This window comes from Lysobacter stagni (assembly GCF_030053425.1).
GTDB classification, from domain to species: Bacteria; Pseudomonadota; Gammaproteobacteria; order Xanthomonadales; family Xanthomonadaceae; genus Lysobacter_J; species Lysobacter_J stagni.
The window spans coordinates 2,364,945-2,390,531 of sequence record NZ_JASGBI010000001.1; the positions used below are offsets into that span (position 1 = coordinate 2,364,945).

The 25,587-nt window shown below is 61.7% G+C and carries 20 protein-coding genes, 1 tRNA gene and 1 pseudogene; 8 read left to right on the plus strand and 14 right to left on the minus strand.

Translation table 11 applies throughout. From position 1 onward, the window contains the following. Window positions 1-8 precede the first annotated feature (8 nt). The 3 genes from QLQ15_RS11050 to QLQ15_RS11060 all read left to right on the plus strand — a co-directional run bounded on the left by QLQ15_RS11050 (window position 9) and on the right by QLQ15_RS11060 (window position 4,483). Window positions 9-1,640 (plus strand): amidohydrolase family protein, encoded by a 1,632-nt coding sequence (locus QLQ15_RS11050; protein WP_283212825.1) that lies wholly within the window; start codon window positions 9-11, stop codon window positions 1,638-1,640. Window positions 1,641-1,858: 218 nt separating this feature from the next. Beyond that, a complete protein-coding gene (locus QLQ15_RS11055; protein WP_283212826.1) occupies window positions 1,859-3,151 on the plus strand; it encodes a patatin-like phospholipase family protein in 1,293 nt (430 codons plus the stop codon). Between the two features lie 183 nt (window positions 3,152-3,334). Continuing rightward, window positions 3,335-4,483 carry a tyrosine-type recombinase/integrase gene (locus QLQ15_RS11060; RefSeq protein WP_283212827.1) on the plus strand — a complete coding sequence of 383 codons (1,149 nt, stop codon included), beginning with the start codon at window positions 3,335-3,337 and terminating at the stop codon, window positions 4,481-4,483. A 69-nt stretch (window positions 4,484-4,552) separates the two neighbouring features. Here the strand turns inward: QLQ15_RS11060 and QLQ15_RS11065 are convergent, their stop codons facing one another. The 8 genes from QLQ15_RS11065 to QLQ15_RS11100 all read right to left on the minus strand — a co-directional run bounded on the left by QLQ15_RS11065 (window position 4,553) and on the right by QLQ15_RS11100 (window position 13,266). After that, window positions 4,553-6,940, minus strand: coding sequence for a DEAD/DEAH box helicase family protein (locus tag QLQ15_RS11065; protein ID WP_283212828.1), 2,388 nt, complete (start codon window positions 6,938-6,940; stop codon window positions 4,553-4,555). Continuing rightward, window positions 6,930-8,951, minus strand: coding sequence for a site-specific DNA-methyltransferase (locus QLQ15_RS11070; protein WP_283212829.1), 2,022 nt, complete (start codon window positions 8,949-8,951; stop codon window positions 6,930-6,932). The genes QLQ15_RS11065 and QLQ15_RS11070 overlap by 11 nt, the downstream gene beginning before the upstream one ends. A 586-nt stretch (window positions 8,952-9,537) precedes the next feature. Further along, a complete protein-coding gene (locus QLQ15_RS11075) occupies window positions 9,538-9,717 on the minus strand; it encodes an antitoxin VbhA family protein (RefSeq protein ID WP_283212830.1) in 180 nt (59 codons plus the stop codon). 53 nt (window positions 9,718-9,770) lie between these two features. Beyond that, complete coding sequence (gene trbJ, locus QLQ15_RS11080; protein WP_283212831.1) at window positions 9,771-10,511, minus strand: P-type conjugative transfer protein TrbJ; 741 nt, start codon at window positions 10,509-10,511, stop codon at window positions 9,771-9,773. Between the two features lie 15 nt (window positions 10,512-10,526). Then, window positions 10,527-12,056 carry a P-type conjugative transfer protein TrbL gene (gene trbL / locus QLQ15_RS11085; protein WP_283212832.1) on the minus strand — a complete coding sequence of 510 codons (1,530 nt, stop codon included), beginning with the start codon at window positions 12,054-12,056 and terminating at the stop codon, window positions 10,527-10,529. After that, window positions 12,043-12,531, minus strand: a complete 489-nt coding sequence (locus tag QLQ15_RS11090) for a hypothetical protein (RefSeq protein WP_283212833.1) — start codon at window positions 12,529-12,531, stop codon at window positions 12,043-12,045. The genes trbL and QLQ15_RS11090 overlap by 14 nt, the downstream gene beginning before the upstream one ends. A 327-nt stretch (window positions 12,532-12,858) precedes the next feature. Beyond that, window positions 12,859-13,050 (minus strand): hypothetical protein, encoded by a 192-nt coding sequence (locus QLQ15_RS11095; RefSeq protein WP_283212834.1) that lies wholly within the window; start codon window positions 13,048-13,050, stop codon window positions 12,859-12,861. Between the two features lie 12 nt (window positions 13,051-13,062). Then, complete coding sequence (locus tag QLQ15_RS11100; protein WP_283212835.1) at window positions 13,063-13,266, minus strand: hypothetical protein; 204 nt, start codon at window positions 13,264-13,266, stop codon at window positions 13,063-13,065. 685 nt (window positions 13,267-13,951) lie between these two features. Here QLQ15_RS11100 and QLQ15_RS18360 point away from each other — a divergent pair. Then, window positions 13,952-14,317, plus strand: a pseudogene (locus tag QLQ15_RS18360) (YkgJ family cysteine cluster protein); the annotation flags it as partial. A gap of 88 nt (window positions 14,318-14,405) precedes the next feature. Here QLQ15_RS18360 and QLQ15_RS11105 read toward each other — a convergent pair. Continuing rightward, the gene (locus tag QLQ15_RS11105) at window positions 14,406-14,843 is read right to left on the minus strand and encodes a ribbon-helix-helix domain-containing protein (protein ID WP_283212836.1); all 438 of its coding nucleotides are present in this window, start codon (window positions 14,841-14,843) and stop codon (window positions 14,406-14,408) included. An 855-nt stretch (window positions 14,844-15,698) separates the two neighbouring features. Continuing rightward, window positions 15,699-16,529 (minus strand): helix-turn-helix domain-containing protein, encoded by an 831-nt coding sequence (locus tag QLQ15_RS18365; RefSeq protein WP_432277801.1) that lies wholly within the window; start codon window positions 16,527-16,529, stop codon window positions 15,699-15,701. Between the two features lie 794 nt (window positions 16,530-17,323). Between QLQ15_RS18365 and QLQ15_RS11110 the strand changes: the two genes are divergently transcribed. Further along, window positions 17,324-18,712, plus strand: coding sequence for a phospholipase D-like domain-containing protein (locus QLQ15_RS11110; protein ID WP_283212837.1), 1,389 nt, complete (start codon window positions 17,324-17,326; stop codon window positions 18,710-18,712). Window positions 18,713-18,760: 48 nt separating this feature from the next. Next, the gene (locus QLQ15_RS11115) at window positions 18,761-19,339 is read left to right on the plus strand and encodes a hypothetical protein (RefSeq protein WP_283212838.1); all 579 of its coding nucleotides are present in this window, start codon (window positions 18,761-18,763) and stop codon (window positions 19,337-19,339) included. A 12-nt stretch (window positions 19,340-19,351) separates the two neighbouring features. Here QLQ15_RS11115 and QLQ15_RS11120 read toward each other — a convergent pair whose 3' ends face one another. The 3 genes from QLQ15_RS11120 to QLQ15_RS11130 all read right to left on the minus strand — a co-directional run bounded on the left by QLQ15_RS11120 (window position 19,352) and on the right by QLQ15_RS11130 (window position 21,378). Further along, window positions 19,352-20,524 carry a hypothetical protein gene (locus tag QLQ15_RS11120; RefSeq protein WP_283212839.1) on the minus strand — a complete coding sequence of 391 codons (1,173 nt, stop codon included), beginning with the start codon at window positions 20,522-20,524 and terminating at the stop codon, window positions 19,352-19,354. Window positions 20,525-20,618: 94 nt separating this feature from the next. Then, a complete protein-coding gene (locus tag QLQ15_RS11125; protein ID WP_283212840.1) occupies window positions 20,619-21,101 on the minus strand; it encodes a DUF6998 domain-containing protein in 483 nt (160 codons plus the stop codon). Between the two features lie 201 nt (window positions 21,102-21,302). Then, window positions 21,303-21,378: transfer RNA gene (locus QLQ15_RS11130), tRNA-Ala, on the minus strand. A gap of 152 nt (window positions 21,379-21,530) precedes the next feature. On the opposite strand from QLQ15_RS11130, the gene ppk2 reads away from it, so the two are divergent. Then, the gene (gene ppk2 / locus QLQ15_RS11135) at window positions 21,531-22,454 is read left to right on the plus strand and encodes a polyphosphate kinase 2 (protein WP_283212841.1); all 924 of its coding nucleotides are present in this window, start codon (window positions 21,531-21,533) and stop codon (window positions 22,452-22,454) included. A 13-nt stretch (window positions 22,455-22,467) separates the two neighbouring features. Here ppk2 and rnd read toward each other — a convergent pair whose 3' ends face one another. Further along, window positions 22,468-23,571 (minus strand): ribonuclease D, encoded by a 1,104-nt coding sequence (rnd, locus tag QLQ15_RS11140; protein WP_283212842.1) that lies wholly within the window; start codon window positions 23,569-23,571, stop codon window positions 22,468-22,470. A gap of 136 nt (window positions 23,572-23,707) precedes the next feature. On the opposite strand from rnd, the gene QLQ15_RS11145 reads away from it, so the two are divergent. Beyond that, a complete protein-coding gene (locus QLQ15_RS11145) occupies window positions 23,708-25,537 on the plus strand; it encodes an SUMF1/EgtB/PvdO family nonheme iron enzyme (RefSeq protein WP_283212843.1) in 1,830 nt (609 codons plus the stop codon). Window positions 25,538-25,587: the final 50 nt, after the last annotated feature.

Consider the following 25,587-nt stretch of genomic DNA (forward strand, 5'->3'; position numbering starts at 1 on the left):
CTGCCGCCATGCCCGACAACACGCCCCTTCCCATCGACCCGTTGAATGGCGCGCGCATCGTCCTGCAGGGGCGGGCCGTGACGATGGATTCGCGCTTCAAGGTGTTGCCGCGCGCACGCGTCTACATCGACCGCGGCAACATCGTCGCGGTGCAGGACAGCGCGATGCCCGCGCCGTCCGGTTTCGACGACATCGCGGTCCTCGACACCAAGGGCACGCTGTATCCGGGCCTGATCGAACTCCACAACCACCTGGCCTACAACCTGCTGCAGCTGTGGAAAGTGCCGAAGAAGTACAGCAACCGCGATCAGTGGGCCGGAACGCCCGAATACCGCAGGCTCATCAGCGGGCCGATGCAGATCGTCGGCAAGACGCCCGAACTGCTACCGGCCCTGACGCGCTATGTCGAAGCCAAGTGCCTGCTCTCGGGCGTGACGACCAGCCAGGGCATCGCCCTGTACAGCAGCGCTGGCGTGCGCAAGTTCTATCGTGGCCTGATCCGCAATGTGGAGCAGACCGACGAAGCCGACCTCCCTGAAGCGTCCACGCGCATCCCCGACGTGGATGCCAGCGACATCGTGCGCTTCAAGGAGCGCCTGCTGAAGCAGTCGTGTTTCCTCCTGCACCTGAGCGAAGGCACCGACACGAAGGCGCGCAATGCCTTCCTCGCGCTGAAGATGGCCGGCGCCGACTGGGCCATCACCCGGGCGTTGGCCGGCATCCATTGCGCCGCGCTTCATGAAGAAGACTTCCGCACGATGGCGCAGTTCGAAGGCGCGATGGTGTGGTCGCCGCTGAGCAATCTGCTGCTGTACGGCGAGACCGCGCGCATCAAGGCGGCCAAGTCCGAAGGCGTGCGCATCGGGCTTGGATCGGACTGGTCGCCGTCGGGGAGCAAGAACCTGCTGGGCGAGCTGAAAGCCGCCAAGTTGTGGAGCGACGAACACGGCGTGTTCAGCGACCGCGAACTGGTGGCGATGGCCACGCGCAACGGTGCCAACATCGTCGGCTGGGGCAAGCGGCTGGGCTCGCTGCAATCGGGGAAGCGAGCCGACCTGATCGTGGTGAAGGGCGACGACAAGGATCCGTACGAACAGTTGATCCGCGCCACCGAAGGCGACGTCGCACTGGTGATGATCAACGGTGTTCCGCGTTGCGGATTGCCCTCATGGATGAAGAAGCTGGGCGTGAAGGCGTCGGAAGGCGAGTCGTGCAAGGTGGACGGCAGTGCGCGCACGCTGTTCCTGAAGCAGGACACGCAGGACCCCGCGGTCGCCAGCCTCGCGCTCGGGCCGGCGACGGAAATGCTGACGAAGGCACTCAAGCAACTGCCGAAACTCGCGCGAAAGCTGGAAGAGCCGCGCCCCGTGGCGGCGCTGGCGCGTCGCAAACCGGTGTGGCAGCTGGCGCTGGACGAGTTGGAGGAGGGCGGCCATCTGCGTCCCAACCTGCCGTTCGCGCACGTGTATACCGGCGCGCGCCCTCAAGTCGGCGCCGGCAGCAAGAAGCTCTCGGAAATCGTGACGCCGCTGGTGCTGGATCCACTGACGGTGGTGGACGATGCGCACTTCATCGACCGCATCGAGGCCCAGGCAAACCTGCCGGACGCGGTGCGGACGCAGTTGCGGGCGCTCTACTGATCACCGGCGACGTGACGATGCATCCGTAACCGCGGCCGCGCCCATACACCCGGCGTCGTGATGAGCGCGTGCAGTGGCGCGTGTCGTGGCTCGCCGATGTCAATCAAGGAAACGGTTGCGGGCGCGCGGCATACGCCTCATCCTTCGGCGAAGTCGCACATCGTGCGTATTCGTTTCGATTGCGCCTCTCGTGCGCGATCCATACGGAGAGTCCGGACGTGGCATTCCTGGTCTCGAAGTTCCCGACGACGATCTCGGCCCCGTGCATGCGTTCGCATGTGGCAGGCCCGATGGCGGTCGTTGCCCGGTTCGTCCCGATCGTGCTCGTCGGCGTGCTGTGCTTGTTGTCGGGATGCGCAACGCTGCCGCGTGATCCCGTTCCCCCGCAGCTGACCGGGACCGCGACGATTCCCGGCATGACCGGCGTGCGCGCGACGGCGGGACGGCCCAGCCTCGCGATGCAGAGCGACTTCCTGCAATCGCTGCAGGACGAATCCGCCACGGATTTCCCCGTCGATGCCAACGGCGCGACGCGCTATCCCTACCTCGCGCTGTCCGGCGGTGGTGCGTATGGGGCATTCGGTGCCGGGTTCCTCGACGGCTGGACCGCGACAGGAAAACGGCCGGTCTTCAAGATCGTCACCGGCGTTTCGACCGGCGCGCTGATGGCGCCTTTCGCGTACCTGGGCCCCCGGTACGATGCCTTGCTGAAACGGATCTACACCACCACCACGCGCGACGACATATTCACGCCGCTGTCGCCCATCGCCGCGTTGCTGCGACGCGATTCGTTCGCGCAGAGCGCGCCGCTGGAGCGGCTGATCGAGCGTTACGTGGATGCCACCGTGTTGTCGGAAGTGGCGCAAGCACATCGGAACGGCCGCAGGCTTTACATGGGCACGGTGGACCTGGATTCACGCCGTTTTGTCGTCTGGAACATGGGGCTGATCGCCACGCACGGCAATGCGCAGGCACTGGAGCTGTTCCGCAAGGTGATGCTGGCCTCGGCCTCCATTCCCATCGCGTTTCCGCCCGTGCTGATGGAGGTGGAGGCAGGTGGGCAACGTTACGATGAGATGCACGTGGACGGTTTCGTCGGCGCCAATGTGTTCGTCAATGTCGGCGTGTTCGATACGTCCAGCATCTACCTCGCCGCGGGACGTGCGTACGCGCACGACGATATCTTCGTGATCCACAACGGCCAGCTGGCGCCGCCGCCCGGGCCGACCGAGCGCTCGTTCCGCGGCATCGCGGGTCGCGTGATCGAAACCTCAGGCCGCTCCACCATCGTCGGCGACCTCTTCCGCGAATACGCCTTCGCGCAACGCAACGGCTCCGGTTTTCATTGGGTGACGATCGAACCCTCGGTTGTGCTGGGTGACCCGCTCGCGTTCAACGCCGATGAGATGGCCAAGCTCTACGCCGAAGGCGAGCGCGCCGCCCGCGCGGGACCGGTGTGGTTCACCTTGCCGCCGGGGTTCGTGGGTGGCCCGCCATTGCCGGGGCACTGATGCCTGCGGACGTGAGCCCGGGGCGATGCGCTGGTTCTTGAAGTTGCAGCGCCAGAAACCGGATGCCCAAAGCAAAACAGCGCGTCACGCCGATGGCATAACGCGCTGTCCTGGCTGGATGAATGGTGGAGCGGAGGAGGATCGAACTCCCGACCTTCGCATTGCGAATGCTAATGCATCGCTATGCAAATCAACGCATGTGGCGATTACTTGGATTTAACGCCACAATTTTGCCACAGTCAGGAGGAGCTGATGGCAACTTTTCGGAAGCGCGGCCCCTATCAGTGGGAGGCCCAGATTCGCCGGCGCGGATACCCGGCGACTAGCAAGACATTCGAAACCAAGGCCGAAGCCGAAGCCTGGTCGGCAATGATCGAATCGGAGATGTCGCGCGGCGTCTGGGTCAGTCGTAGTCAGGCGGAGTCTACGACTCTGCACCAGCTCCTCGAACGCTATGAGCGGGAGGTTGTTCCCACGAAGAAGGGGCACACCCAAGAACGCTCCGTGTTGAGTGTGTGGCGCTCGACAGCACTTGCCAGACGCACTGTGGCCGGTGTACGTAGCACGGATGTGGCCGCGCTTCGGGACGAATGGTTGCGATCCTATAAGGCCGCCACTGTGCTGCGTCGACTCTCCGTGCTCTCCCATGTCTTCAATGTGGCTAGGCGAGAATGGGGAATGGAGAGCGTGGGGAACCCTGTTGAGCTTGTTCGGAAGCCAACCGTCAACAATGCGCGGTCACGGCGACTCGCCGCGATCGCGGAGGCGGGAAGCAACACCCTTGCCAAGGGGGAGTTGGACCGCGTCATTGCCTCCACCGAGTCAACCACACTGCCAGCAATCGTTCGACTCGCAGTTGAAACAGCCATGCGCAGGAGTGAGATTGTTGGCTTGCGTTGGGAGCACATTGACCTGACCAGGCGCGTCGCGCACTTGCCGGCTACCAAGAACGGTAGCTCGCGCAACGTTCCATTGTCTGGGGCAGCTGTTGAAGTGCTTGCCAACCTACTTCCTACGGGTGCCCAGGTGAATAGGGCGCCTGGTGGACGCGTATTCCATCTGCGCGATGATGCGGTTACTCGCGCCTTCGAAAGGGCTGTGGCGCGAGCGCGTCATGAGTATGAGTCCGAATGTCGCATGGCAGGGTTGCCTGCTGATGCCACGTTTCTGACCAACCTAAGGTTTCACGACCTTCGTCACGAGGCGACTTCTCGGCTGGCCGACGTGTACCAGTTGCACGAGCTTTCAAAGGTCACCGGACACAAGGATCCACGCATGCTATTACGCTACTACCATCCGAGTGCTGAGGACCTGGCCAGAAGGCTTCTATAAGTGAATAGGATGGGTCAGTTTTCATGAAAGTGAAACCGTCAGGCACATTCGCTCCTCAGGGCAAAACAGTCACTGCGCCTTCAAGCATTCTTTGACTGCATGATCGATGGAAGCCACATGGATGGGGGTGGGCGATCCACCTTTCATCTTCCACACTGTATAGCCTCCCTTGATCGCTTTGCCGCCGATAGCGGTCTGCTTGCCCTCAGAAACGAAACGCGTAAGGAGCTTAGTTGTGCCTTCGTCCTGGATGTCGAATAGCTTTCGCGCAACCGCATCTGTGAGCAGGTGAGCTCCCTTGGTGTCCAGACAGAACACCAACTTGCCCTTCCACGCGAGGAAGTCAGGGGAAAACGACGCGCTGTCGCCTTCGGACAGTAAGGGAATACGGAAGCCGCCATTGCTGGGGTTCCGGTGCCAGGCCACGCCCACTTTGTCCAAAGCGGAAGCGAATGAGGCTTCGAACTTGTTGAGGCCTGCGTAGCGCTCATAAAGCGCGTTTTCGAAGGCCTGCGCCTTCTTGGGCACGCGCATTGTAGAAAAAGTGAACTCTCGGTTGGACTCATAGACCAGAGAAGTCAGTTGGTAATACGTGGCCACAATCTCACGCGCCAACAGTTCTGCTGCGGCAGCCGCATTGCTTCCCGCCTCCACGCGCACATCGAACTTAGATGCCTTGAGGTCCGCCACTGCTAGGGCGGCCGGGGACCGTGCGCGGATAGCGTTGCCCACCAGCCAGCGCAGACGCACGCGGTTGGCATGCCCGCTGGCAGCCCACTCCTGGTTTCCTGACTTGGCCAGATTGGAAATTTCCACCGTCTCGGTCTTGCGGTGCGCATCGCCCTGGGTATCGATCTCACCTTCTTTGAACGTGGGGAACTGGCCCACCAGCTTCGCAATGACCTCGACGGCGTCGTCCGCGTCGGCGTGGACTTGGTGGAGCACCGCGGCCATGTCGTCTTTGGGCTCCAGGTCCTCCAGGCTCCCTTCTCCGCCCCCATATGTGTGGACGATTTCGATGGTGGTACCAGACTCCTGCAGCTTGGCGCGCACGGCTTCGATGGAGTCGGTGAAGACGTTCTTCTTGTCCACCCTCAGGAAGAAGTGCGCGCTGTTTAACAACGCGGAGTCGTAGTGCTTGGCATCGTATTGGCGCAGCACCCTGCCGATGATCTGCTCAACCTTGATTTGGGAGCCCATCGATTTGTCGACGTAACCCAAATAGCAGGCCGGGTCGTCCCATCCTTCCTGGAGACCTAGGTTAAAAATGATGTGCTGGAAATCGCCGGCCTGAAACTCGTCGAAGTCGCTTTCGCCCTTAGAAAACAGGTTCACGGCCTCGGGCTTATTGCCCTCGCTGAACTTCAAGTCGGCGTAGATGGCAACCTTGGCGGGGTCCACCTTCTTCTGCTCGACTAGGTAGCGCCAGATGCGGATGGGCGGCGCGCTGCGGTGTTCGAAGGGCTTGGTGTGGTCGTCCTTGTCGCCGTCGTCGGTAATGTTGGTCTTACAAACGTAAATGGCCTTGGGCGTGAACCCCAGCGCCCGGGCGTCGATCTCCTGCTCAATGAGCCGGAGCCGGTCGTGGAGATCGTCTAGGCACCGCTCCATCGGGGCGGTGGTGCCATCGAACTGGATCGAGGTCTTAATCAACTCTGCCTTGATAACGGCATTGCTGTCGACGGCGGTGATGGCAAATGCGCTGGCGTCTGGCACTCCTTCCTTATCCACCGCACTGAGCCGGCCGAACTCCTTGGCGCCGTCAACCTCTTGCCCAGCTTCCTCCACCCAGGTATCCAATGGACCAAGCACCGACCTGGCGAAATTCGCCGGCAGCTTTAGCGTGGCGCTGGCCAGAAGGTAAGCCTCCGGCTCCAGCTCGGCCAGAATCTGCGTTTGCTGCTCGGACAGGTTGTGCCCTTCGTCGTAAACGATGATGAGCGGGCGCCGGACGCCGCCGACATCGCGGGCGATGAGGCGTTCCCACGGCGACTGGTCGCCGAACAGGTCCTGGTCCTTCTTGTAAATGTTCAAGGCGCCGTCGGCCTGCTCCTTATTGTTGAACAGGCCAGTGGTCGCCAGGATGAGGAGTGGTGAGCTGCCGTCGGCGATCAGGTTTGGCTCCAGCTGTGCTGCGCGGATGACGCGGAAGTCGTCCACGATCTCCGCATACTTCCCTCCGCTGGAAAAGTTGGTGTAGGTCTGCTGGACCACCGACTTGGCCTTGCTCATCCAGAACACAATGGGCTGCACGCCCATGTGCAGCCGCATCAAAGTCACGGCCTCAGCCAGCACCGGAGTCTTGCCCGCGCCAGTGATGGCTGCCAAGGCCTGGTAGAACGGCCGGGGAAGCTTGCCCTTATAGGTGGGTCGGTAAGGATGGCCCGTGTAATAGGCGTAGCGTTCGGCGATCTGCTTGGCGGCGCGAATCTGAAAAGGTTTTAGCTCAATCTGCATCCGTGCCACCGTCATTGTTGAACGCGTCCGCCCGGGCGTTGAAGCCAATATGCTCCAACACCTTGTCGGGGATTTTGTAGAACTCAATGTCATTGCCCGTGTACGGCGCCAGGGACGCGTAGACGTGGTAGCGGCCGGCTAGCCCAGCGGCCTTGGCCTCCTGGACGATCTCTTTGAACACTGTGCGGGTCAGCGCCGAGGGTTGGTCGGGGGCGGTCCACACCAGGAAGAACCCCTCGTTGCGGGTGTTCACTGCGAAGAGGTGTTTGTGTTCTCCCACCGGCAGGCGTTTGAGGTAGGACTTGGCCTTGTCGTTGCGATCCCAGTAGCTAACCAGCAACAAGTCCATCATTTCCTCGCGGGCCAGCGCATTCACGGCGGTGGCGTCCACCTTCTCTCGCTTGAGGGTGAAGTAGCGGAAACCCCCGCCCAGTGGCTCGCGATCGCCGGATTTCCACTTGCCAGTGATGACGCGCTTGACTCGGTCAGCGGTGAGGGTCTTGGCGTAGTTATCCCCCTTCGCGTCGTTGCCCTGTTCGATCAGGACGAAGCGCCGGTTGGCATCCTGTTCCTGGTTCAATTCCAGCACTGCGTGCCCGGTCGTGCCTGACCCCGCGAATGGGTCCAGCACAATGCCGTCCTTGCGGCACCAAATCTGAATGATTTTCTTGATTAGGCGCAGGGGTTTGACCGTCTCAAAGTTGTGCCCCTTGCCCACCACCGCGTCTAGCTCTTCGATGCCGTCTCGGGAACGACCGCTGAGGGTGCGCAGCCAGGACACGCCGTCAATGGCCGGCGGGGCCTCGTCATCCTCCAGCCAGAATGTGGTCGGAACACCGCCTTGCCGGACCAGGGCCTTGTAGACCTTGCGAACGGGCTTCTGTTGCCCATCCACGCCCCAGTAGAGGTACGGCCAAGCGCCCTTGTCCAACCGCTTTCCGGCCACATCCGCGGCCCTCTTCAACAGCGCTTTCCGCTGAGTGGCATTCGCTGCACCCCAGCCCTTCAACGCCAGTGCCTTGCCACGTTTGTCGCCAATGTCCATATCTTCGTAGGACACATCCCACTCTTCCAGCCACTTCTTCATCGCCGACCGCTTGTTCGCCCAGTGACGTTCGCCGGGATGGTGGAAATCCCCGGTGAAAGGTGACTGGATTGCGTAGTTGGCGTTCTTACTCGCGCCCTTGCCCGTCAAGTCGCCCTGTTTCCAATCGGACAGGGGGTCGTTGTCGATGTTCCCGAACCGGGCGTCGGCGAGCGCGGAGCGTTCCACCAACCCGGTTTTGGCCAGCTCGGCCGACTTGGCGTAGACCAGCACGTACTCGGTCGTTAGGGAAAGTTTCGACGACTGGTTTTTCGGCGTTGTTTTTTGCCAGTTGATGATGCCGAGGCGGTTCTCCTCGTGGAAAATCTCGTCCATCAGCATCCCGAGTCGATAAAGCTCGCGGTGATCGATGCAGATGGCGATGACCCCGCCGGGCTTGAGCATTTCGCGCATCATCCAAAGGCGCGGCGTCATAAAGCGCAGCCACTTGCTGTGTCGCGAGCCATCATCCTTGGCCACAAGTTCGCCCATATCCGGGTCGTTGGGGTCCTTGTCCCATTTGTCGTTGTAACGGAAGTCCTCGCCCGTGTTGTAGGGGGGGTCGGTCAACACCAGGTCCACCTGCCCGCGATACTTATAGAGCGTGACCATCGCAGCCAAGTTCTCACCGTCCCACAACTCGTTGGCGACTTCCTCTGCCGCGCCTCCCACCGAAGCGCGCTTGTTGAGTTCGCACATCCGGGGCTTGACCTGGCGCACGATCTGCCAAGGCGCGGCGCGCCCGGAGTAGTTCAGGACAATTCCGTCCTTCCCGGCCTCCGCACGCTCGGCGTCGTAGTCTTGCAGCAACTTGATGAGCGCTGACCTGGGCAGCTCCTCGTATTTCATTCGACTCGCCTTGTTTTTTCGGGTGCGGCCTGCCGCAAAAAAATGGCCCGGGTGGGCCAGGAGGATGGGCGCGCTCACGAATGCGTGAGACGCGTTGGTGGAACGTAACTGACCCCTGTCTCACGGGCTGCGCCGTTGCGCGGCCGTCCTCCCGCGCCATTCTTACGCCCGCCTATGAAATCAGCAAGTTAAGCCGGGATTGGCGCTAGACCCCTCTCCCGCTAGCGCGCATCTCGCCAGCCAGCGTCATCCGGCCTCGTTCTGGGAGAGTAGGCCGGACCTTCTTAAGGATCCCGGGCGCGTACTCACAGTGGAGCCTCGCCGAGAACGAAAGCGACGAGTTCTCACTGGACTTTGAGGCGCGTGGGGAGATCGAGACCATTCCGCGGAAACGGCGGGAACTGGGCCAGCGGTTGCCGCGCCCGACGCCCGATCGACGCCCGTTCTACGAAGCCGCCTGATGCCGCGCGCGCAAAACCTCGCCCTTTCACTCGCTTGCAGGTCTTGGGGGAGGGCGGTTAGAGAATGGCGCCATGCCTCGAAGACATTGTGCGAACGCGCCGGACCTCGTCCGTGATCCCAGATTTCGGCGACCATCTCAGTACGAGCGTCCAAGAGTCTGACCATGCCGCTGGGTGTGCCAATGTGCGAGGTGCCCGACGTGCTAATCAAGATCATTAGCACGCCGGGCTTCTTGCAGGATTTGCTGCATCGCTTCGGTTGCGCTGATCTCTCCGTTGACTACTCGTTGCATCAGCTCACGATCTTCCCCGGAGACGGTGAAACCCTCCATTTCCACTGATGCCATAGCCATCGCCATTGCGTTCTTGGCAGAAATCTGCATTCTCATCGAGCCTGTTGGAGGAGCGATCAGCCAGCCATTTTAACGCGTCGAGATCAGTTTCCGACTCGGATCGGCTTTGCCTTCCACCCCTCGCGAGGATCGCGATACTTCGTCGCCTCACGTATCGAAGCCTCCTTACTGGTCTCGGACTGCTGGTTGGCGGCTATGTACGTTCCAGTGGCCTGCATCTGCGCCACCATGAGCTCTCGAAGTTGCTGCAGCTGGGTGATCTGAGCCAGCGCAATCTGATTGCCTGCGTCTACCGCGGCCTTCTGGCCATCGGCCGTGGCAACGGCGGAACGCAACGAAGCTAAGCCCTGTTCCTCGGTCACGGCCCCTCGCGCCTGCAAGTTGGCCACGCGAAGCGCGCCCAGCACGGAATCGCGTGACGTCTCGCTCCACTCGCGGTAGCTCTCGCTGTAGTTCGTCGTCGCCTGGTAGCCGGGAAATCGTGACTTGAAGGCACTCTCGTAGTCGCTCGCGGTCACCGCAAGCGATTTACCCTTGCCAACCACACGATCGAGCCGACTAAGGGCGTCGATTGCAGTGTCCAGGTCGCGCAAGTCGAGGCTCTTGGTGTTACGGAGCATGTTGTCGTACTGCTGCAGCTGGGTTTGGATCTGCCTTACCTCGTTGACGTTGCTCTGCACCGCGCGGAGCTGCTGCAGGAAGTTCTGTGCGTAGTTCGTCGGATCGAACACGGCCCACTGCGCCGCTGCCGGCAGGGTGTAGGTGAGGCCGGTACCGGTAATAGCAACCGCGAGGGCCAAAGTAATGCTCTTTTGAATCTTCATGGTGGTGATCCTGTTTTAGTCGTCGGTGTCGAGGCGGATGGAGACGGCACTAGCCGGCGGCGCGTCAGGCGGAAGCTGAGGCGGCGCGATTCTGCTGCCCCAATTCGGGTTATTCGGGTCGGGCTGACGGAACTCCGGGCTACCGTCGTCATTCGGTGCGGCCGACTGCTGCGCCGTTAGCGGCCTCACGCCACCGTCGGGCGTGCTCCCGATGTTGAGCGGCGCGGTTTCGCCTCCATTGGCGATGGCCGGCGCGCCTGCCTTCGTCTCGCGTACCTGTTGAGCTTGTCCCTGTAGGTTGTTCGCAGCGCGGGTGCCCATGTTCTCGACATTACGGCCTCGGCTGTCAGTCGCATTGACCGATGGGGGCGCTAGGCCAAGCCCTGCTTTCGCTGCCTGCCCGGCTTCCAATGCTGTTGCGCCAACGGCATGGCCCAACCCCCTGACCGCTGCACCAATGCCGGACGCTCCGCTTTCCTTTGCCAGCGAAACGCCGCTCGTCGTCGCCTGCATTGCGCCCTGTGTAGCGGCAGCAATAGCCGATACACCGCCGGTTGCCACCGCTGCGCCCATTGCCGCCGCGCCACCTGCCGCAACGGCCGGCGCGATCGCATCGTTCGGCCCCAGCGATACCGCACCATTGACCAGACTGCCAGCAACTTTCGGAATCGACCACGCCAGCGCGGCAAAAACCGCAGAGCCGACGAACAGCTGCAACACCTGGCGCAGCACGGCATCCGGCGTGCCCTGCGTGAGCGAGGCTGGCCAGCTGGTAACCAGCTGCATGCCAAAGCCGATTACGACGTTGAGCATGAACAACTGCGCGCCCGCACCGATCATGTAGCTGAGATAATTCTTGGGAATGTCCCGAGTGAAGGAAATGCCGCCAAAACCCAGCAGCAGCACTCCCCCGTACATGACCATGTAGAGCTCGATCACTCGGACCAGATACAAAATTCCCACGATTGCGAAGCACGCCAGGATGCCCATGCCGGCGAGAGCGAGCGGCAAGCCGAAAGCGGCTGTGTCGCCCCATCCCATTGCGCCGATCGCGTCGAAGGTTCGGAAGCACGCATCGAACCCGAGAACGACAATGCCGGAGGCCGACAATTCACCTAGCCCGGTGACAGCCGCGCCGCTCTGGATGAAGTACCCGATGAACTGCAAAAGCAGCTGCGGGCCATGAGTGACCACCATCATGAAGAATCCGAGCTTTAGGATCTCCATCGCAAAGCGCGTTACGAGCGTGGTGAGATTGCCGTCACCGTTCATCATCTGCTTGATGAAGAACATAGCGATGCTAATGAACGCTAACAGGCCAAAAAGCCGGTACGCGAAGGGCTCAAGCACCGCCTGCATCGCCTTTGCCTGCTGCATGTAGAACGTGGCGATGTCATCGAACATTCCCATACTCGGCGCGATCTGTTGCGCAGATGCCGCGGCTGAGAAGAGCAGGACGGCCACGGCGAGGCTGCCGGCGAGAATCGCCATTCGCGCGCGCCCTTGCTGCGCCCGCGTGTGGTGAACGGGCTTAGCGGACTTCATCGGAGATGTCCTTGTTGTCCTTGGCCTTCGCCTCGCCGTTGAGAATGTCGATGCCCTTGGGCTTCAACCCTTCGCGCGGATCGTGGTAGCGAGTGGCTTCGCGGATGCTTCCGTGCACGTCGACCCCTGAGGCGGCCGGCCTGGGCGATGCCAGGTCTGCCTTGTTAGCTGACTGTGGATCGGACGAGCACCCTGAAAGACCTAAGGCTACGGAAAGGGCTAAACAGAAAGGTGCTAGGTGTCGATGGGATCGGGTCAGGAACGAGCAGAGGGAAGTTAAGACCAGCATGATGATCACGCTGGTGGTGAGCACGCTAAAGTAGGTGCCGCAACTGATGAGGAGAATGCCGACTACACATAGGGTGATGCCGACTCCTCGCTCGGCGCGCGGTGGTAGGCCGCGCCGGTCGGCGGCATTGCGAGCAACGTGGAATGCAGCGTCTACGACGCTGAAATCGCGGGACAAGTAGCGCATGGTTGGCCTCGGAAATGAGATGCCGCACCGCACACGGTGCGGCTACAGGTCTAGATCCGGGCTCGCTTCTCCAAACTTGGACGCCATCTGTGCGCCCATCACGCGATGGAATTGCTCCTATCGCGGGCAGACCGTGGTCGCTCCAAGCGCCATATCTCGGCCGTGTATCTCACTCGCCAGGTACAGCCTCTCGCACCTAGCTCGCTAAGGCATAAGGGCTTCCGAGCCCCGGACCTTAAATCTTGGAATTTGAAGCGTGGTCGAACAGATGCGAGCTGCGCGATAGGCGCAACGCTCGGTACCGCGGAGTAACGTGAAGTTGTGGTATTAGGCGGCGACCTCCATGATCTGGCGCGACCATTCGCGGAATCGGTTGTGCTCATCCAGCATGCCGAGCATCAGGCCTTCTGCCAACTGATCCAGAGTGCCCTTCTCTCCATCTACCTGGTCGACGTACTGGCGGTACCGCTCCAGCAGGACGACTGTATCCGGGTCAGTAATGCTAATGACTAACGCCATCGGTCCCTCCTATTAGCTTATCGGTCGCTTGGCGCCAGCCTTGATCAGCAGCTCCTCAATGATCGCGCTTGGCCCTTTGCCAGTGCGTTCCTGCAGAGCCGCCAAAGCTTGCGCACCGTCTATGCGCAAGGCGATTTGGACGATCCGTCCACCACCGTTTTTGATGCCGGTTCGACGTCGCTCGGCGGCTTTGGCGCGCGCCTCGGGGCGACTCATTCCATTCTCCTTGCGCTGGCTTGATCGTATAGCATGCTATACCACGCGGGCAACTTGATATTCTCGGCGTATGTCCGTCATGCAGTCTCGAATTGAGGCTCGGCGCGAAGCTCTCTCCCTCGAAGAGGCGCGGTACGCGCAGCCAAGCAAGAAGCAAAGCATCGTAGGGATGGCCATTTTCTGGCGATTCGTCAAAAGTCTGAGCCTCGTGAGAAGGGTCTCGTTGGGGAGCCGTTCGACGATTCGTCAAGCCAGCGGCGGGTATGGCGGTGAGTTTTTTGACGATTCGTCAAAAAAGGCAGGGCTGCCCCGCCGGCTCGCCGGGAGAGTGCTGTCGAGCATGGCCGCCTGGGACGGCGCTGCATGCCTCTCTTTCTTGTCACCGCGTCAGAATCTGCCGTCTGGGGGCGTAGGAGTAGTGGCGCGTGCCGCGGTAGGCTTGGCTAGACAGACTCAGGAGATGCAGCTTGGAACTCGAAGCCGATCCAAACCTCGCTCAATCCAATGCACGAGCCAGTTTCGACCGGCTTGCTTCGGAGCTGCCTGCTACAGTCCAAGAGCGAGAGAATCAATTGCCCGACGAAGTGGCAAGACAGCCTGGTAGTGCTATACGCAAGCTACGACAGCTCTACCGGGCCCTTGGGGAGATCCTGGAAGCTGTCTCCCTTACGTAGCATGTCGAGCCGGCTGCACCAGTTGCTGTCATTACGCGGTCCACGTGTTTCCGATCGAGGCAGAGCTCATCGAGAAGCGAACTGGGCACAAGCGGCTCTCTACGCCTGGGCCCACGGAGGATTTTCATGGGCGCCCCTGCCCATTCTTGATCCAAGGCCGTTGCGGGATCTATGAGGATAGGCCCATGAGTTGCCGTCGACATCTTGCGTTGACGAAGTCAGCCTACTGGTGTGAACCAACTCGTGCAGGACAGATACAACTTCCCATGGCGCGATTTAGCGCGGCCGACGAAGCGTTTGAGGCGATAGTCCGCCTGGACGGAAGGAAAGGCGCAATCGACATTAGACAAGCCTTCGGCACATCCCCACGGATGTGATGTGAGCTGCTCGCTGATTTGAATAGGGGCCCTTTTTTGACTTTTCGTCAAAAAAGTCGGCGCCCGCTAAGGCGTCACACGGACTCACTCAAGCCTCGGTCCCCGCATCGACGTCCAGCTCGTTCTGCAATTCCGACCACAGGCCCTCTCCACCCTGCAGGTTGGAAACGACTCGCTTGAGGAACTTTCGATAACGGTCGGTAGCGGATGCGGCGGCTACATCGACAGCCTCATCAGGGAGGGGCGGGGTGTGGAGTAGGTACGATTCCGCCAGGGTGTTGATGAACGCCATCGTCAGGTGAACGTCATTTCGGACGATCCGAACGTCCTTCATGACTCGGGTCATTGATCCGACGAGCCGCCTCTCCAACGCGGCCATTTCGTCGAGCTGGCGCTCCCTGTCCAGGTGCTCTCGAAGCGCATCACGCATGACAGTGCTGAACGTATGCCCGCGAGAGCGGGCAAGGGCTTCTGCTTGTGCTTCGAGTTCGGGAGGAAGCCGTAGGGCGCGGGGTGCTTTGCTCATGTATTACTCCGTAATACGCTCCAGATGCTTGTGTATTACGCGCTAGGGCCTCATAGAACGGGCCTCACAGCTCGCTCAAACGACCTACAGTAATACACCCTTTATGTTCCACTATTAGAGGAGTGTGGTCTTTGCTGTGGGTAGTGCTGGGTAGACCAAAGGTCTATCTGAGAAGCGGTGTCTGTTGGCTTGCTGGTCTCGGTGCGCTGTTTTTTGACTTTTCGTCAAAAACGGGTTTTCGGACTCACGAAGGCGATCGTATGAGGGAGTCGGCCTTTTTGACATTTAGTCAAAAAGGCGAACCCGACCGCGGCTCCCGCTCGAGAAATGACGTCATCAACTGGAACGCCCTAGTGGTCGGAAGCGACTTGACGATTCGTCAATTTTCTCGGGGCGACTAGGTCTGCTGAGGTGACAATTGCCCTCCATAAGCTCTACCGGGGTCCGCAAGCAGGGCGGCGCGCGAGCCTTTTGACGATTCGTCAAAAGTCAGGAGCTTTCGCAGGAGCTACTCGGCGAGAAGAACTTCGCAAACAGTTGGCCCGTAGAACTTGCTGAATGCCCGGGGTCTGGTCAGGGGTAGAATGGGTCGTTCTCGTGAGGCCTCCTGCTCCGATGCCGCTGACTCCCGATCAGGCCTTGGCCTATGCACAAGCCTCGCAGCGCATCGACGGACTGCGTATGTCAACGTACGCGGTTGCAGTGGCAAGGAGGATGCTTTCCGGCGAAATCACCTATGAGGAAGCGCGCGCGCTACTCATCGCTGACGCTAGGTCGAAAGCATTGGCTAGCGCGAGGCCTGGCGGCTCGCATAGCTGATCAGTGGCAGGACCGGGCGATGTGCTTGGGTTTAGGTTAGCGATTAAGTTCCGCGGCGGCCTCGTCCACCCTCGCGCGGCGCCGCGCAAGCTCTTCGGGTGTCTTGGCTCGCGCCAATTTGCGAGATAGCTCCTGTCGCGCCATGGCTTCTGCCGCTTCCTGAGCGCGCGTGTGGCGCCTTCGAGCTACCTGCAGCGCTCGCTTAGGAGCCAACTCGCCTCGCCTCGCGAGGCCAACAACGGCCTTAGTCCACCTACGAACGTCCTTGGGCGGGTTTCCTTGATCGAATGCGCCCTGCATCTCGTCGAGAACGAGCTGTTGGAGCTCCGGGCTTAGGCACTCAATCAACGACCGAACCACAACTGCGTCCTTCTTCATAAGCGGGCTGGGCCACACAAGCCCGTCGGCGCCGATGGGTTTCGTTGATGGTTCATTTGACGGGTCAAATGACGGTTCGGGTGACAACTGCGACACCCCTGGGGCGTCGTTGATGTCACCGCTGGGGCGACGTGAGTGACGCCCCAGGGGTGACGTGGGAGTCGGGGGTGTCAGATTGTCACCCCTGACGCCAGTGTCACCCCTGTCGCCGGTGTCACCCCTACGTAGCGCGTTGACGTTGATCCGGTACCTTCGCGATGACCTGCCTCCATTTTCGTTGCCGACTACGTCGATCCAACGTGCGGCTACGAGCGTTTGCATGACGCGCTGACTTTGTCGTTCAGATAGACAAGCCCGCCGAGCGATGCTGCTGACGCTCGGGAAGCAAAGCCCCTCATCATTTGCCCAGTCGCAAAGCGCTAGCAGGACAAGCTTGTTCGTCGGCTGCATGTCCAGATCCCAGGACAGAGTCATTAGCTTGATGCTCATGCCTCAACGCTCCCTAGACTTTCGCTGCATTCTGTCCGCTTTTGTTGGGCGGCCACGGCGACGTGTGGGCGTGGTGGTTTTGGCCACATGCATGGTCTGGACGGTGCGGGCGACCACATGCTCTGCGAGCCACTGGGTCACATCCTCCTCGCGCCACAGGAGGCGTTTGGTGCCTGGAAGCCGGCACATCGGCGGGAGCGAATGCGGGCTGCGGCAAGCGTCGCTTCGAATAGACGCGACGGACTTATGAATGCGTTTAGCTAAATCCTCAACGCGGAGCAGTGCGCGTGCTTGAGGGGCATCGGTAGTAGCGGCGACTCGGACGTCGCGGGATAGTTTGCGCATGGTGGCCTCGGAAATGAGATGCCTCGCCGCACTGAGTGCGGTTTAGCGGGTCAGATTTCCGGACTCGTCCCTCTACGTCGCGACACCATCTGAGTGTCGAAACCGCAGGGCAATTCAATCGCCGCTGCAGGTAGGCCGTGGACGCTCCTAGCGCCATACTCGGCCGAGTTTCTGGCTCTATCAGGTGCAGTCCGCCGCACCTGGGAGCTGGGGAATAAGGGCTTCCAAGCCCAGGACCACCAATGATCTAGAGAGAGCGTGTTCTGAACAGATGCAGGCGGTACGCGCGAGGGCCCTTGCCTGGATGCAACCATGCGAGAGGAGACGTTAGTAGCTCCGCCTCCTGATTCGCATTGCGGTGCAGATTGATGCGTAGAATCAGCATTGTCAAGCGAGGTGCGGACGCCACATAAGTTGGGCGTCGCCAGTGAGTATGGACAGGGGAAAACATGGATCTGATTGCGCGACCTATGCCGCTGAACCTGGTGGCCGAGCTGCCTGCTGATGCGTCGGTTAAGAAGCTAGCCAACTTTCACATCAAGCATCTTCCGGATTGTGAGCGAGTGAGGGCGGCGATTGCCTATGCGTCTCGCGACAACATGCAGCTATTGGACAGTTGCATGGGTCAGAGCAAGGCATTGGAGTTCTTCGGTCGTTACGATGGGTCATGTCCAATCGATCCGATGATCCTGGACTGGTTCCTTAAGAGGAACTCGCCAAATTTCCAGTATTTCGCGGTCCCGAAGTGGTTGCATGCCAAGGTTATCTGGTACGTCGGGGCAGGGGCTTACATTGGCTCAGCCAACATGACGGACCGCGCGTGGATCAAGAACTTCGAGGCAGGCTTGTTCCTTACGCATGAGGAGCTGGATCACTTTGGTCTTCTCGAGGAGCTTGTGGCCTTCTTTGATGGTCTTCGTGCCGTAGCTAAGCCTCTGACAGATGAAATGTGCAAGGCGCAGTGGGCGCTATTCAAGCAGCGTGAGCAATTGGAGAGGCAGCTGAGCAGGGTGGCTGAGGCGTTCGACACGACGGACTCATTCGTCAATGGCGCCCAGGACCCGATTCCCGCAGTAGTGGCGCGGACTGAAGCTACGCGGTATGCGCGCTTTGCTAGCGAATGGGAGGAGACGCTCCAGCACATGCGCGGTTTAGCAGCGCAGGTAGTAGCGAACAGGCCGGATTGGATTGATAGCAACGTGCCTGGCGGTGTGCAGGCTGATCAGTTCTTACATGCTTATTACTACCAGACCGTGCGCGGAGAGCAAGTCAAGGATTCGTACAAAGTCTTCCACGACCGGAATCGGAAGAACCCTCAGGCAGCGCTCCAGTCTGCCCTGGATGATTGGAGGATAGGGGCGTTCGATTTCGAGTGGGAGGACCGCACCATCAGGGAGTGGGCTCCGACGATACGCGCTGCGTTTGCCAAGGACAGAATTCGAGGTCTTACTGAGTCTCAATGGGTGGAGGCCGCCACGCGGGTGCACGCTCTCCGCGACCATGGCGTCAAAATGTCCAACCGCTTGCTCGGATTGCCGGAAGTTCAGCAAGACGAAGATACGAAGCACGAGGCTTTCGCACGCTGGCTATGGATACAAAGAGGAGCGGGCGGAAGTTCAATTCTGGATCTACTGTATTTCGTGATCTGGGGCGACGGAAATCTAACGCAGCGCCTATGGGATGGTATCCACAGCGCTGCGTGGAGGATTCCACATATTGGTGTCAGTATTCTTGGTGAGATTGTGGGCTGGGCCAATCCCGACATGTATCCGCCACGCAATCAGCGCTCGAGCAAGGCCCTTCGTGCGCTTGGATACGATGTCAATGTCAGTCTCTGAATGTTGTGAGTGCATGCGTTGCTGCCAGGACGCCCACGTGAATGAAAAATGGAGCCTAAAGTGACTGTTCGGGATTCCGTAGCCGACTACTATCACCATGACGCGATGCACTTCATTCAGCGCTATGAGAGTCTGCGGCCCGAGGACTTCAACAAGGCCGGAAGGGTCAAGAATTTTGTTGACGTGATCATGGCCGCCGAGTGTGCTCTCAAGGCACATATTTTTAGAGGGCCGAGCGTTGCCGGTCCCTTAGAGCTATACCGAGAAGTTAGAGGTCTGGGCCACGCAATCGCTGGGCTGGCAAATCGCGCTGATTTCCTTGAGGATCGAAGAGCCTATGAGGCTATCAAGGCTAGGCTAAGTGGCCTCTCCGTGTTCCTTCGATATTCGCTCGATATGTGGGAGCTGTATTTTCCGCTGGTCGAGCAGGAGGGGCGGGGAGGTCCTGAGCAGTATGACGCTACGGTCGGGTCGAGTCGCTGGCGTGCCGAAGCTGTCGACGAGGTCAAGGTGCTGATAAGGGCGTTGGACCGAGGTGCTCGAGTTGTGGAGATGGATATTGGAGAGATTCTGGAGCACGGGGCCGAGATGGCGGAATTTGTTCGTCAAGCGAGGGTGGGGCGCTAACGATAGAGCCCGCTACCCTTGCTGCTGCGGGTTGAGCCAGTCCTTAGTTAGTCCAAGTATGTCTCCAATCGTAGGGCCGTCGCTCCATACAAGCTGCCCATCGATGCCATATGCATGCGCAAACTCGCGCAGGCCCAGCGGTGCCACATTCGCTGCGAACGGGTTGAAGTAGAGCGTTCCCGTTTGTTCGGTGAGCGTGTATGGCGAAAGGCGGTCAAAGATCCAGGCCCCAGACACGCGTGTGAACTCAGGACCATTTGCTCCGACCCACGCGCCGTTTGGTTTCCTTCTTAGTTGGCCGTCATCGTTAGGGGCATTGACTTGGAAGACGATGACCTCGTCCCCAAAGAGTGCCTCAACCTCGTCGTCACGACGCAGTCCGTACCCGTCGTGATTGACCGCGATGACAAAGGGTTGGTCGAGGCGCCCATACTTGGTTCCCTTGAAGCGGATCGCATCACGCACGGGAGTCTTCGGGCTTATCCATCCCGCACCGCCGGAATGGATCCCGAGCAGTCTTTCAGATTTTCCTCGCCGCTCAGGCCTAATCGGGATGGCGCTGACTTCGATCTCAAGTTCCTCATGGCGCCAAGTCATCGTTGGCTGATCGCCAAAGCCATGCTCCTTTACGTCCTTGTCAACGGCATCAGGATCAAGGCCATCCAGCCAGCGAAGAACGCACTGCAAGAACTTTTTCCTACTCGGCTGCGTCTTTGGATGCCCCCTTGTTTTTACACCGACAAGAAAGTTTCGATGAGCGTGAGTGCTCAGTACATCCAATGTTTGCTCAGTGAGCTTGTCGCCGGACATGTCCTCGTTTGTCTCCGAAGGATTGATCGCCTCTAGATAGAATTTGCTCCCATCGGGCGTTGTCACGAGGAAGTCGGGGCGAGCACTGCTCCCGTTGGGCAGCGTTGGATGGGGCTCAAGTTCGTATCCCCGGCGACGGAGAGTCGCATGGAGGATCAGTTCGAACTCCGCGGACTTATAGGCTGCGTCATCGCCCGAGCGAAAACGCGAAACGAGATCTGACTGCTCGCTGGCGGGGTACTCCCCTGCAAGCTGTTCGAGTAGACATCTGACGGCGGCGATCTCAGGTCGCGCACTGCGATTCATGAAGCCAAACTCAGTTTCCCGGCTTAGTTTTGGACCTGCGTCCGTTCGTTCGATGTCCGAGAAGATCATTGCTGCGTTTCCAGTAGTAGACCGCACTCAATGCCTTGTATGGTCCGCCCACCTGGGGAGCGGTCGCCGGCGAGCCGCCGGCAGCAACCAGTGATCAGGTCGTGCCAACCTCAATGTTTCCGGCGTGATTTGCTATTGCGAGAGCTCTCAGCCGACCCACCGCAACCATATGTTTGTTGTCGCGGGCGGAGAAGCGTGCTGCGGCTTTGACTGGCGCATAGGGTCCGTAATAGATCTCCTCCCAAGAGCCATCATGTTTGACGCCGAGAACGAGCAGGAAATCTGCTTCGCCTCGAAATCCAATCTGGCTTGATGCGTAGTTCGTCTTGATTTGGACGGAGAGGCCATCTTGCCTGCGGGCGTCGTAGTCGCCTGAACCGGCTGGTGCTTTGGTTAGGGCGTAGTGGTCAGTTGCAAGGAGTTCGCCGAAATCGCCGAGGAGGTTGCCAAGGCCGGCCCAGGAGTACTCCGGAGCAAGGGCACGCAACGCCCGCTGAGAAGCAAAGATGCTCGCGAGAATGGCTTGAGCGGCCACGATTCGATCGCGGGCAAAATTATCTGAGGTGGCTGGTCCCATGAGGCTGCTCAGGGTGGGGAGGCTGAATCCTAGCCGCACCTTGCAATACATTGCAGGATCGCGCGCACCGCCGCGGGCGGGCTTCCCTGGACATCCCCTGAGTGCCACAAATTTGCCACACGTGGTGTGGCAAGGACTGCACCTTAAAGCAAAACAGCGCACTACACCGCAAGGTGTAAAGCGCTGTTTTGGCTGGATAAATGGTGGAGCGGAGGAGGATCGAACTCCCGACCTTCGCATTGCGAACGCGACGCTCTCCCAGCTGAGCTACCGCCCCACGAAGGGCCAAAGTTTAGCGGGCCATCGGGCAGGGCGCCAGCCCTGGCTGCGAAATCGTCTGTCGGGGGCGCGCAGGGCGGTTGATCGAGGTCAAGCGGCGACGTTCGGGGGCGCGTGAGAGTGAGCGCCTGTCCCCGGAGAGCAATACCGATGCACACGCCCGCCACGCAGGGTCCGCCCGAAGCCGAAGCTGCCGATTCGCCCGATGCCGTCCGTCCCGTGGGCGGGGTCGCAGACGTCGGCCATTCGGCGACGGCAGCCGGGGAACCGTCCAACGATCCGCTCGAGCCTGTCCTGCGCGGACGGATGTCGCGCCGCCGTTACGAGCGGGAGAAGCGGCGCCTGCAGATCGAGCTGCTCAAGTTCCAGGCCTGGGTGAAAGAAACCGGCCAGCGCGTGGTGATCGTGTTCGAGGGCCGCGATGCTGCCGGCAAGGGCGGCACCATCAAACGTTTCATGGAGCACCTGAATCCGCGCGGCGCACGCGTGGTGGCGCTGGAGAAGCCCACCGAAACCGAGCGCGGTCAGTGGTATTTCCAGCGGTATGTCGAGCACCTGCCGGCCGCGGGCGAGATCGTGATGTTCGATCGCTCCTGGTACAACCGTGCCGGCGTGGAGCGGGTGATGGGCTTCTGCAGCACCGATGAATACCTGGAGTTCATGCACCAGTGCCCGAACTTCGAACGCATGCTGGTGCGCAGCGGCGTGCGTCTGTTCAAGTTCTGGTTTTCGGTCAGTCGCGAGGAACAGCGTGCACGGTTCGCGAAGCGCAAGAGGGATCCGCTGAAACAGTGGAAGCTGTCGCCGGTGGACCTGGCTTCGCTGGACAAGTGGGCCGAGTACACGCGGGCGAAGGAGGCGATGTTCATCGCCACCGACACGCCCGACGCGCCGTGGACGGTGATCCGTTCCGACGACAAGAAGCGTGCGCGGGTGAATGCCATGCGCGCCGTTCTTGGGACATTCCATTACACCGCCCAGGATCGCGCCGCGATCGGCACGCCCGATCCGTTGATCGTTGGCCCGGCATCGCGGGTCTATGAGGACGGCGAGCGCCTGTTGCGACCAGCCTGAGCTACGCCGTGGCTCAGTTGGGCTCGGCCAGCAACGGAGCGAGGCCGGGCTCCAGCGCCTTGCGACGCCAGCCGGCGAGGGCGTCCGGCCATTCGCCCTGGTCCATCAGCGCTTCCAGCCAGCGGCGCGAGGCGAGCACGCCGTCGGGCAGGCCCAGCTCGGCGCTGCGCGCGGCGACGACGTCCTGCAGTTTGCGCAGGCGCTGCTTGTCTCGGGTTTCGGCGGCGGTGGCGTCGGGCGCGCTGGCTTCGTCCGGCAGTGGCGTGTTCAACGCGTTCCACACGGCCTCGCCCAGCTTGCGGGGCGCCTTGGGATGCGCGTCGAGCGCACGCTGCAGGCCAGCGCGGTCGATCGGCGGGTTGCGCGCGAGAGTGACGGCCAGCTCGTTGTCGAGGATCCAGCTGCGCGGACGGTCGTTGTCGCGGGCGTAGGCATCGCGCCAGCGCAACAGCCGAAGCAGGCGCAGCTGTGCGTCACGCGCGAGGAACTGCGCGCTGCGCATCGACAGGTGCGGCCAACGTTCGCCCGACTCGGTCTCCGCATTGTGCAGCGTGCGAGCCGCGTCCTCGGCTAGCCATTCGCGCCGGCCCAGCATGTCCAGGCGCTGGTCCAGCTGGTCGTGCAGTTCGAACAGGTGGCGCACGTCGTCGGCGGCGTATTCCAGCTGCGAGGCCGACAGCGGACGACGCATCCAGTCCGAACGCGTCTCGCCCTTGGCCAGCACGATGCCGGTCAGCTGTTCCACCAGCTTCTGGTAGCCCAGGCCGCCGCCCACTCCGGCCAGCGCCGCAGCGAGCTGGGTGTCGAACAGAGGCCGGGGTACCACGCCACACGCATGCATGAACGCCACAAGATCCTCGCTCGGGCTGTGCATGATCTTGAGCGTGGCGGGCTCCGAGAGGATCGACGCCAGCGCGGGCAGCATCCCCGCCACCAGCGGATCGACCAGCAGGATGTCCGGGTCGTCCGTGCCGTTGTCCACGGCGATCTGCACCAGCGCCAGCTGCGGCCAGTACGTGCGTTCGCGGATGAATTCCGTGTCCAGGCCGATGCGCGACGGCGGCGTTGTGAAGCGGGCGCTCAGATCGGCGGGGGCGGAAATCCAGGCGACGGGCATGTGGAGTGGGTCGTAGGGCTGGGCGGCGGGTTGCCGGGGCGGGCGACAATAGCCTACTTTCGACGCTCCCGGTGCCATGGTCCGTGAAGGCGGTCGGGGACAAGGTCGCAGGCCACGAGAGAGGCGAGGAGGACGATTGCGCGCACGGTTGTTGGCTGGCATCGCGGCAATGACGCTGGTGGCGGGCGGATGCTCGCGCGAGCCCGCCGCGCCCGCGAACGATGCCGCTGCGCGGACGCCCATTGTCACCATCAGCGCGGACCAGGCGGTGTCGCCGGTACCGGCGTGGCGCGTGCCGCCTGTCGCGGTCACCGACGCCAACGTCGACGAACTGAAGAAAACGGCGGCGCTTGCACTGCGCGAGGGTCGTCTGTTCGGCGGCCCGGACGATGCGATTCCCGTCTACTACGCGCTGCGTCGCTTCGATCCGGAGGATGCCGGCGCCAACTCCGGGTTTGACCGGGCGCTGGCCAAACTGCTGGTACGGGGCGACGAAGCGCTGGCCGAACTCGACCGCGATCCGCTGTCGTTGCGCCGCGCGCACGAAATCGCCGCTGTCGCGCGCGCCGTGGCGCCGGCACAGCTGGATGTCGTGGATTACCTCGAACGCCTGGACCGCACCGACGAAGCACAGGAAGCCAACCGCCTGGGTGAGGAAGCGCTCAATGCCGGCCGTCTGGGCGTGGACGCAACCGCCGGCGAGGCGCTGACCTATTTCCACGCTGCTCTGGCGCTTCGCCCCGGCGACATGCGCGCGCGGCAGGGCGTGGCGGCGGTCGAGAGCGCGTTGATCCGCCGGGCCGAAGTCGCGGCCGATCGCGACGATTACGTCGGCGCGCAACGCGAGCTGGACATCGCCGCCCGGGTGAGGCCGTCCAGCGCCACCATCGACGACGCGCGCGCACGCGTGGCCATGCAGCGGATCGCGCGGGTGAACGCGCTGCGCGATGCCGGCCTGGCGGCGCTTTCGCGGGAGGGCGGTATCGACGAGGCACGGCGTCAGCTCGGCGTGCTGCTGCGCATCGCGCCGACGGGCGATCCGGCGACCGCGGAGTTGCGCGAGCGCATCGACCTGGCGACGCACTACGGCCTGTTCCGACCCGGGCAGGTCTTCACCGACGCCATGCAGAGCGGCGGTCGCGGCCCGCAGCTGGTGGTGATCCCGCACGGCGCATTCCGCATGGGGTCGGAAGAGAACGAAGGCGCCGAATCCGAGCGTCCGGCGCGCAACATCCGGTTCGAGCGCGGTCTGGCGATGTCACGCACGGAGATCACCGTCGGCGAGTTCCGCCGCTTCATGCAGGCCACCAAACACCGCGCCCGCGCGACGCGACGCGGCTATTCGACCGCCTACGACGAGCGCAGTGGCAACCTGGTGCGACGTGGCGGCGTGGACTGGCAGTCCGATTACGCCGGGCAGCCCGCCCGCGACGACCTGCCGGTAGTGCACGTCAGCGCGAAGGACGCACAGGCGTACACCGAATGGCTCTCCACGCAGACCGGTCAGCGTTATCGGCTGGCCAGCGAGGCGGAATTCGAATATGCCCTGCGTGCCGGCGGACGCGGTCGCTATCCGTGGGGCGACGGCGCTCCGCCTGCGCGCGCAGGCAACTTCACCGGCGCCAGGGACGTCTCGCCCAGCGGTCGGCGGTGGCGCAACGCGTTCGCCGGTTACGGCGATGGCGCGTGGGGACCGGCACCCGTGGGCAGCTTCCTGCCCAATGCCTTCGGCATCCACGACCTGTCCGGCAATGTCAGCGAGTGGGTCGCCGACTGCTGGCACGACACCTTCCGTCGCGCACCGCGCGACGGCGCGGCCTGGCTGAATCCCGGTTGCCGTTCCAAGGTGGTGCGGGGCGGCTCATGGGCCAGTTCGCCGGAGCACACCCGGTCGGCGTGGCGACAGAGCAACGACGCCAACGCCACGAGCGCGCGGGTAGGATTCCGCGTGGTCCGGGAAATCTGATTCACGCCCGTACGCGCGACTTACAGTGAAGGCTCCAGGACCGAGCGGGA

Coding starts and splice junctions, on each gene's coding strand:
- QLQ15_RS11050 (WP_283212825.1), top strand. CDS start 9: ATGCCCGACAACACGCCCCTTCCCATCGACCCGTTGAATGGCGCGCGC.
- QLQ15_RS11060 (WP_283212827.1), top strand. CDS start 3,335: ATGCAAATCAACGCATGTGGCGATTACTTGGATTTAACGCCACAATTT.
- QLQ15_RS11065 (WP_283212828.1), bottom strand. CDS start 6,940: ATGCAGATTGAGCTAAAACCTTTTCAGATTCGCGCCGCCAAGCAGATC.
- QLQ15_RS11075 (WP_283212830.1), bottom strand. CDS start 9,717: ATGCAGATTTCTGCCAAGAACGCAATGGCGATGGCTATGGCATCAGTG.
- trbJ (WP_283212831.1), bottom strand. CDS start 10,511: ATGAAGATTCAAAAGAGCATTACTTTGGCCCTCGCGGTTGCTATTACC.
- trbL (WP_283212832.1), bottom strand. CDS start 12,056: ATGAAGTCCGCTAAGCCCGTTCACCACACGCGGGCGCAGCAAGGGCGC.
- QLQ15_RS11090 (WP_283212833.1), bottom strand. CDS start 12,531: ATGCGCTACTTGTCCCGCGATTTCAGCGTCGTAGACGCTGCATTCCAC.
- QLQ15_RS11095 (WP_283212834.1), bottom strand. CDS start 13,050: ATGGCGTTAGTCATTAGCATTACTGACCCGGATACAGTCGTCCTGCTG.
- QLQ15_RS11100 (WP_283212835.1), bottom strand. CDS start 13,266: ATGAGTCGCCCCGAGGCGCGCGCCAAAGCCGCCGAGCGACGTCGAACC.
- QLQ15_RS11105 (WP_283212836.1), bottom strand. CDS start 14,843: ATGAGCAAAGCACCCCGCGCCCTACGGCTTCCTCCCGAACTCGAAGCA.
- QLQ15_RS18365 (WP_432277801.1), bottom strand. CDS start 16,529: ATGAGCATCAAGCTAATGACTCTGTCCTGGGATCTGGACATGCAGCCG.
- QLQ15_RS11110 (WP_283212837.1), top strand. CDS start 17,324: ATGGATCTGATTGCGCGACCTATGCCGCTGAACCTGGTGGCCGAGCTG.
- QLQ15_RS11115 (WP_283212838.1), top strand. CDS start 18,761: ATGGAGCCTAAAGTGACTGTTCGGGATTCCGTAGCCGACTACTATCAC.
- QLQ15_RS11120 (WP_283212839.1), bottom strand. CDS start 20,524: ATGATCTTCTCGGACATCGAACGAACGGACGCAGGTCCAAAACTAAGC.
- QLQ15_RS11125 (WP_283212840.1), bottom strand. CDS start 21,101: ATGGGACCAGCCACCTCAGATAATTTTGCCCGCGATCGAATCGTGGCC.
- ppk2 (WP_283212841.1), top strand. CDS start 21,531: ATGCACACGCCCGCCACGCAGGGTCCGCCCGAAGCCGAAGCTGCCGAT.
- rnd (WP_283212842.1), bottom strand. CDS start 23,571: ATGCCCGTCGCCTGGATTTCCGCCCCCGCCGATCTGAGCGCCCGCTTC.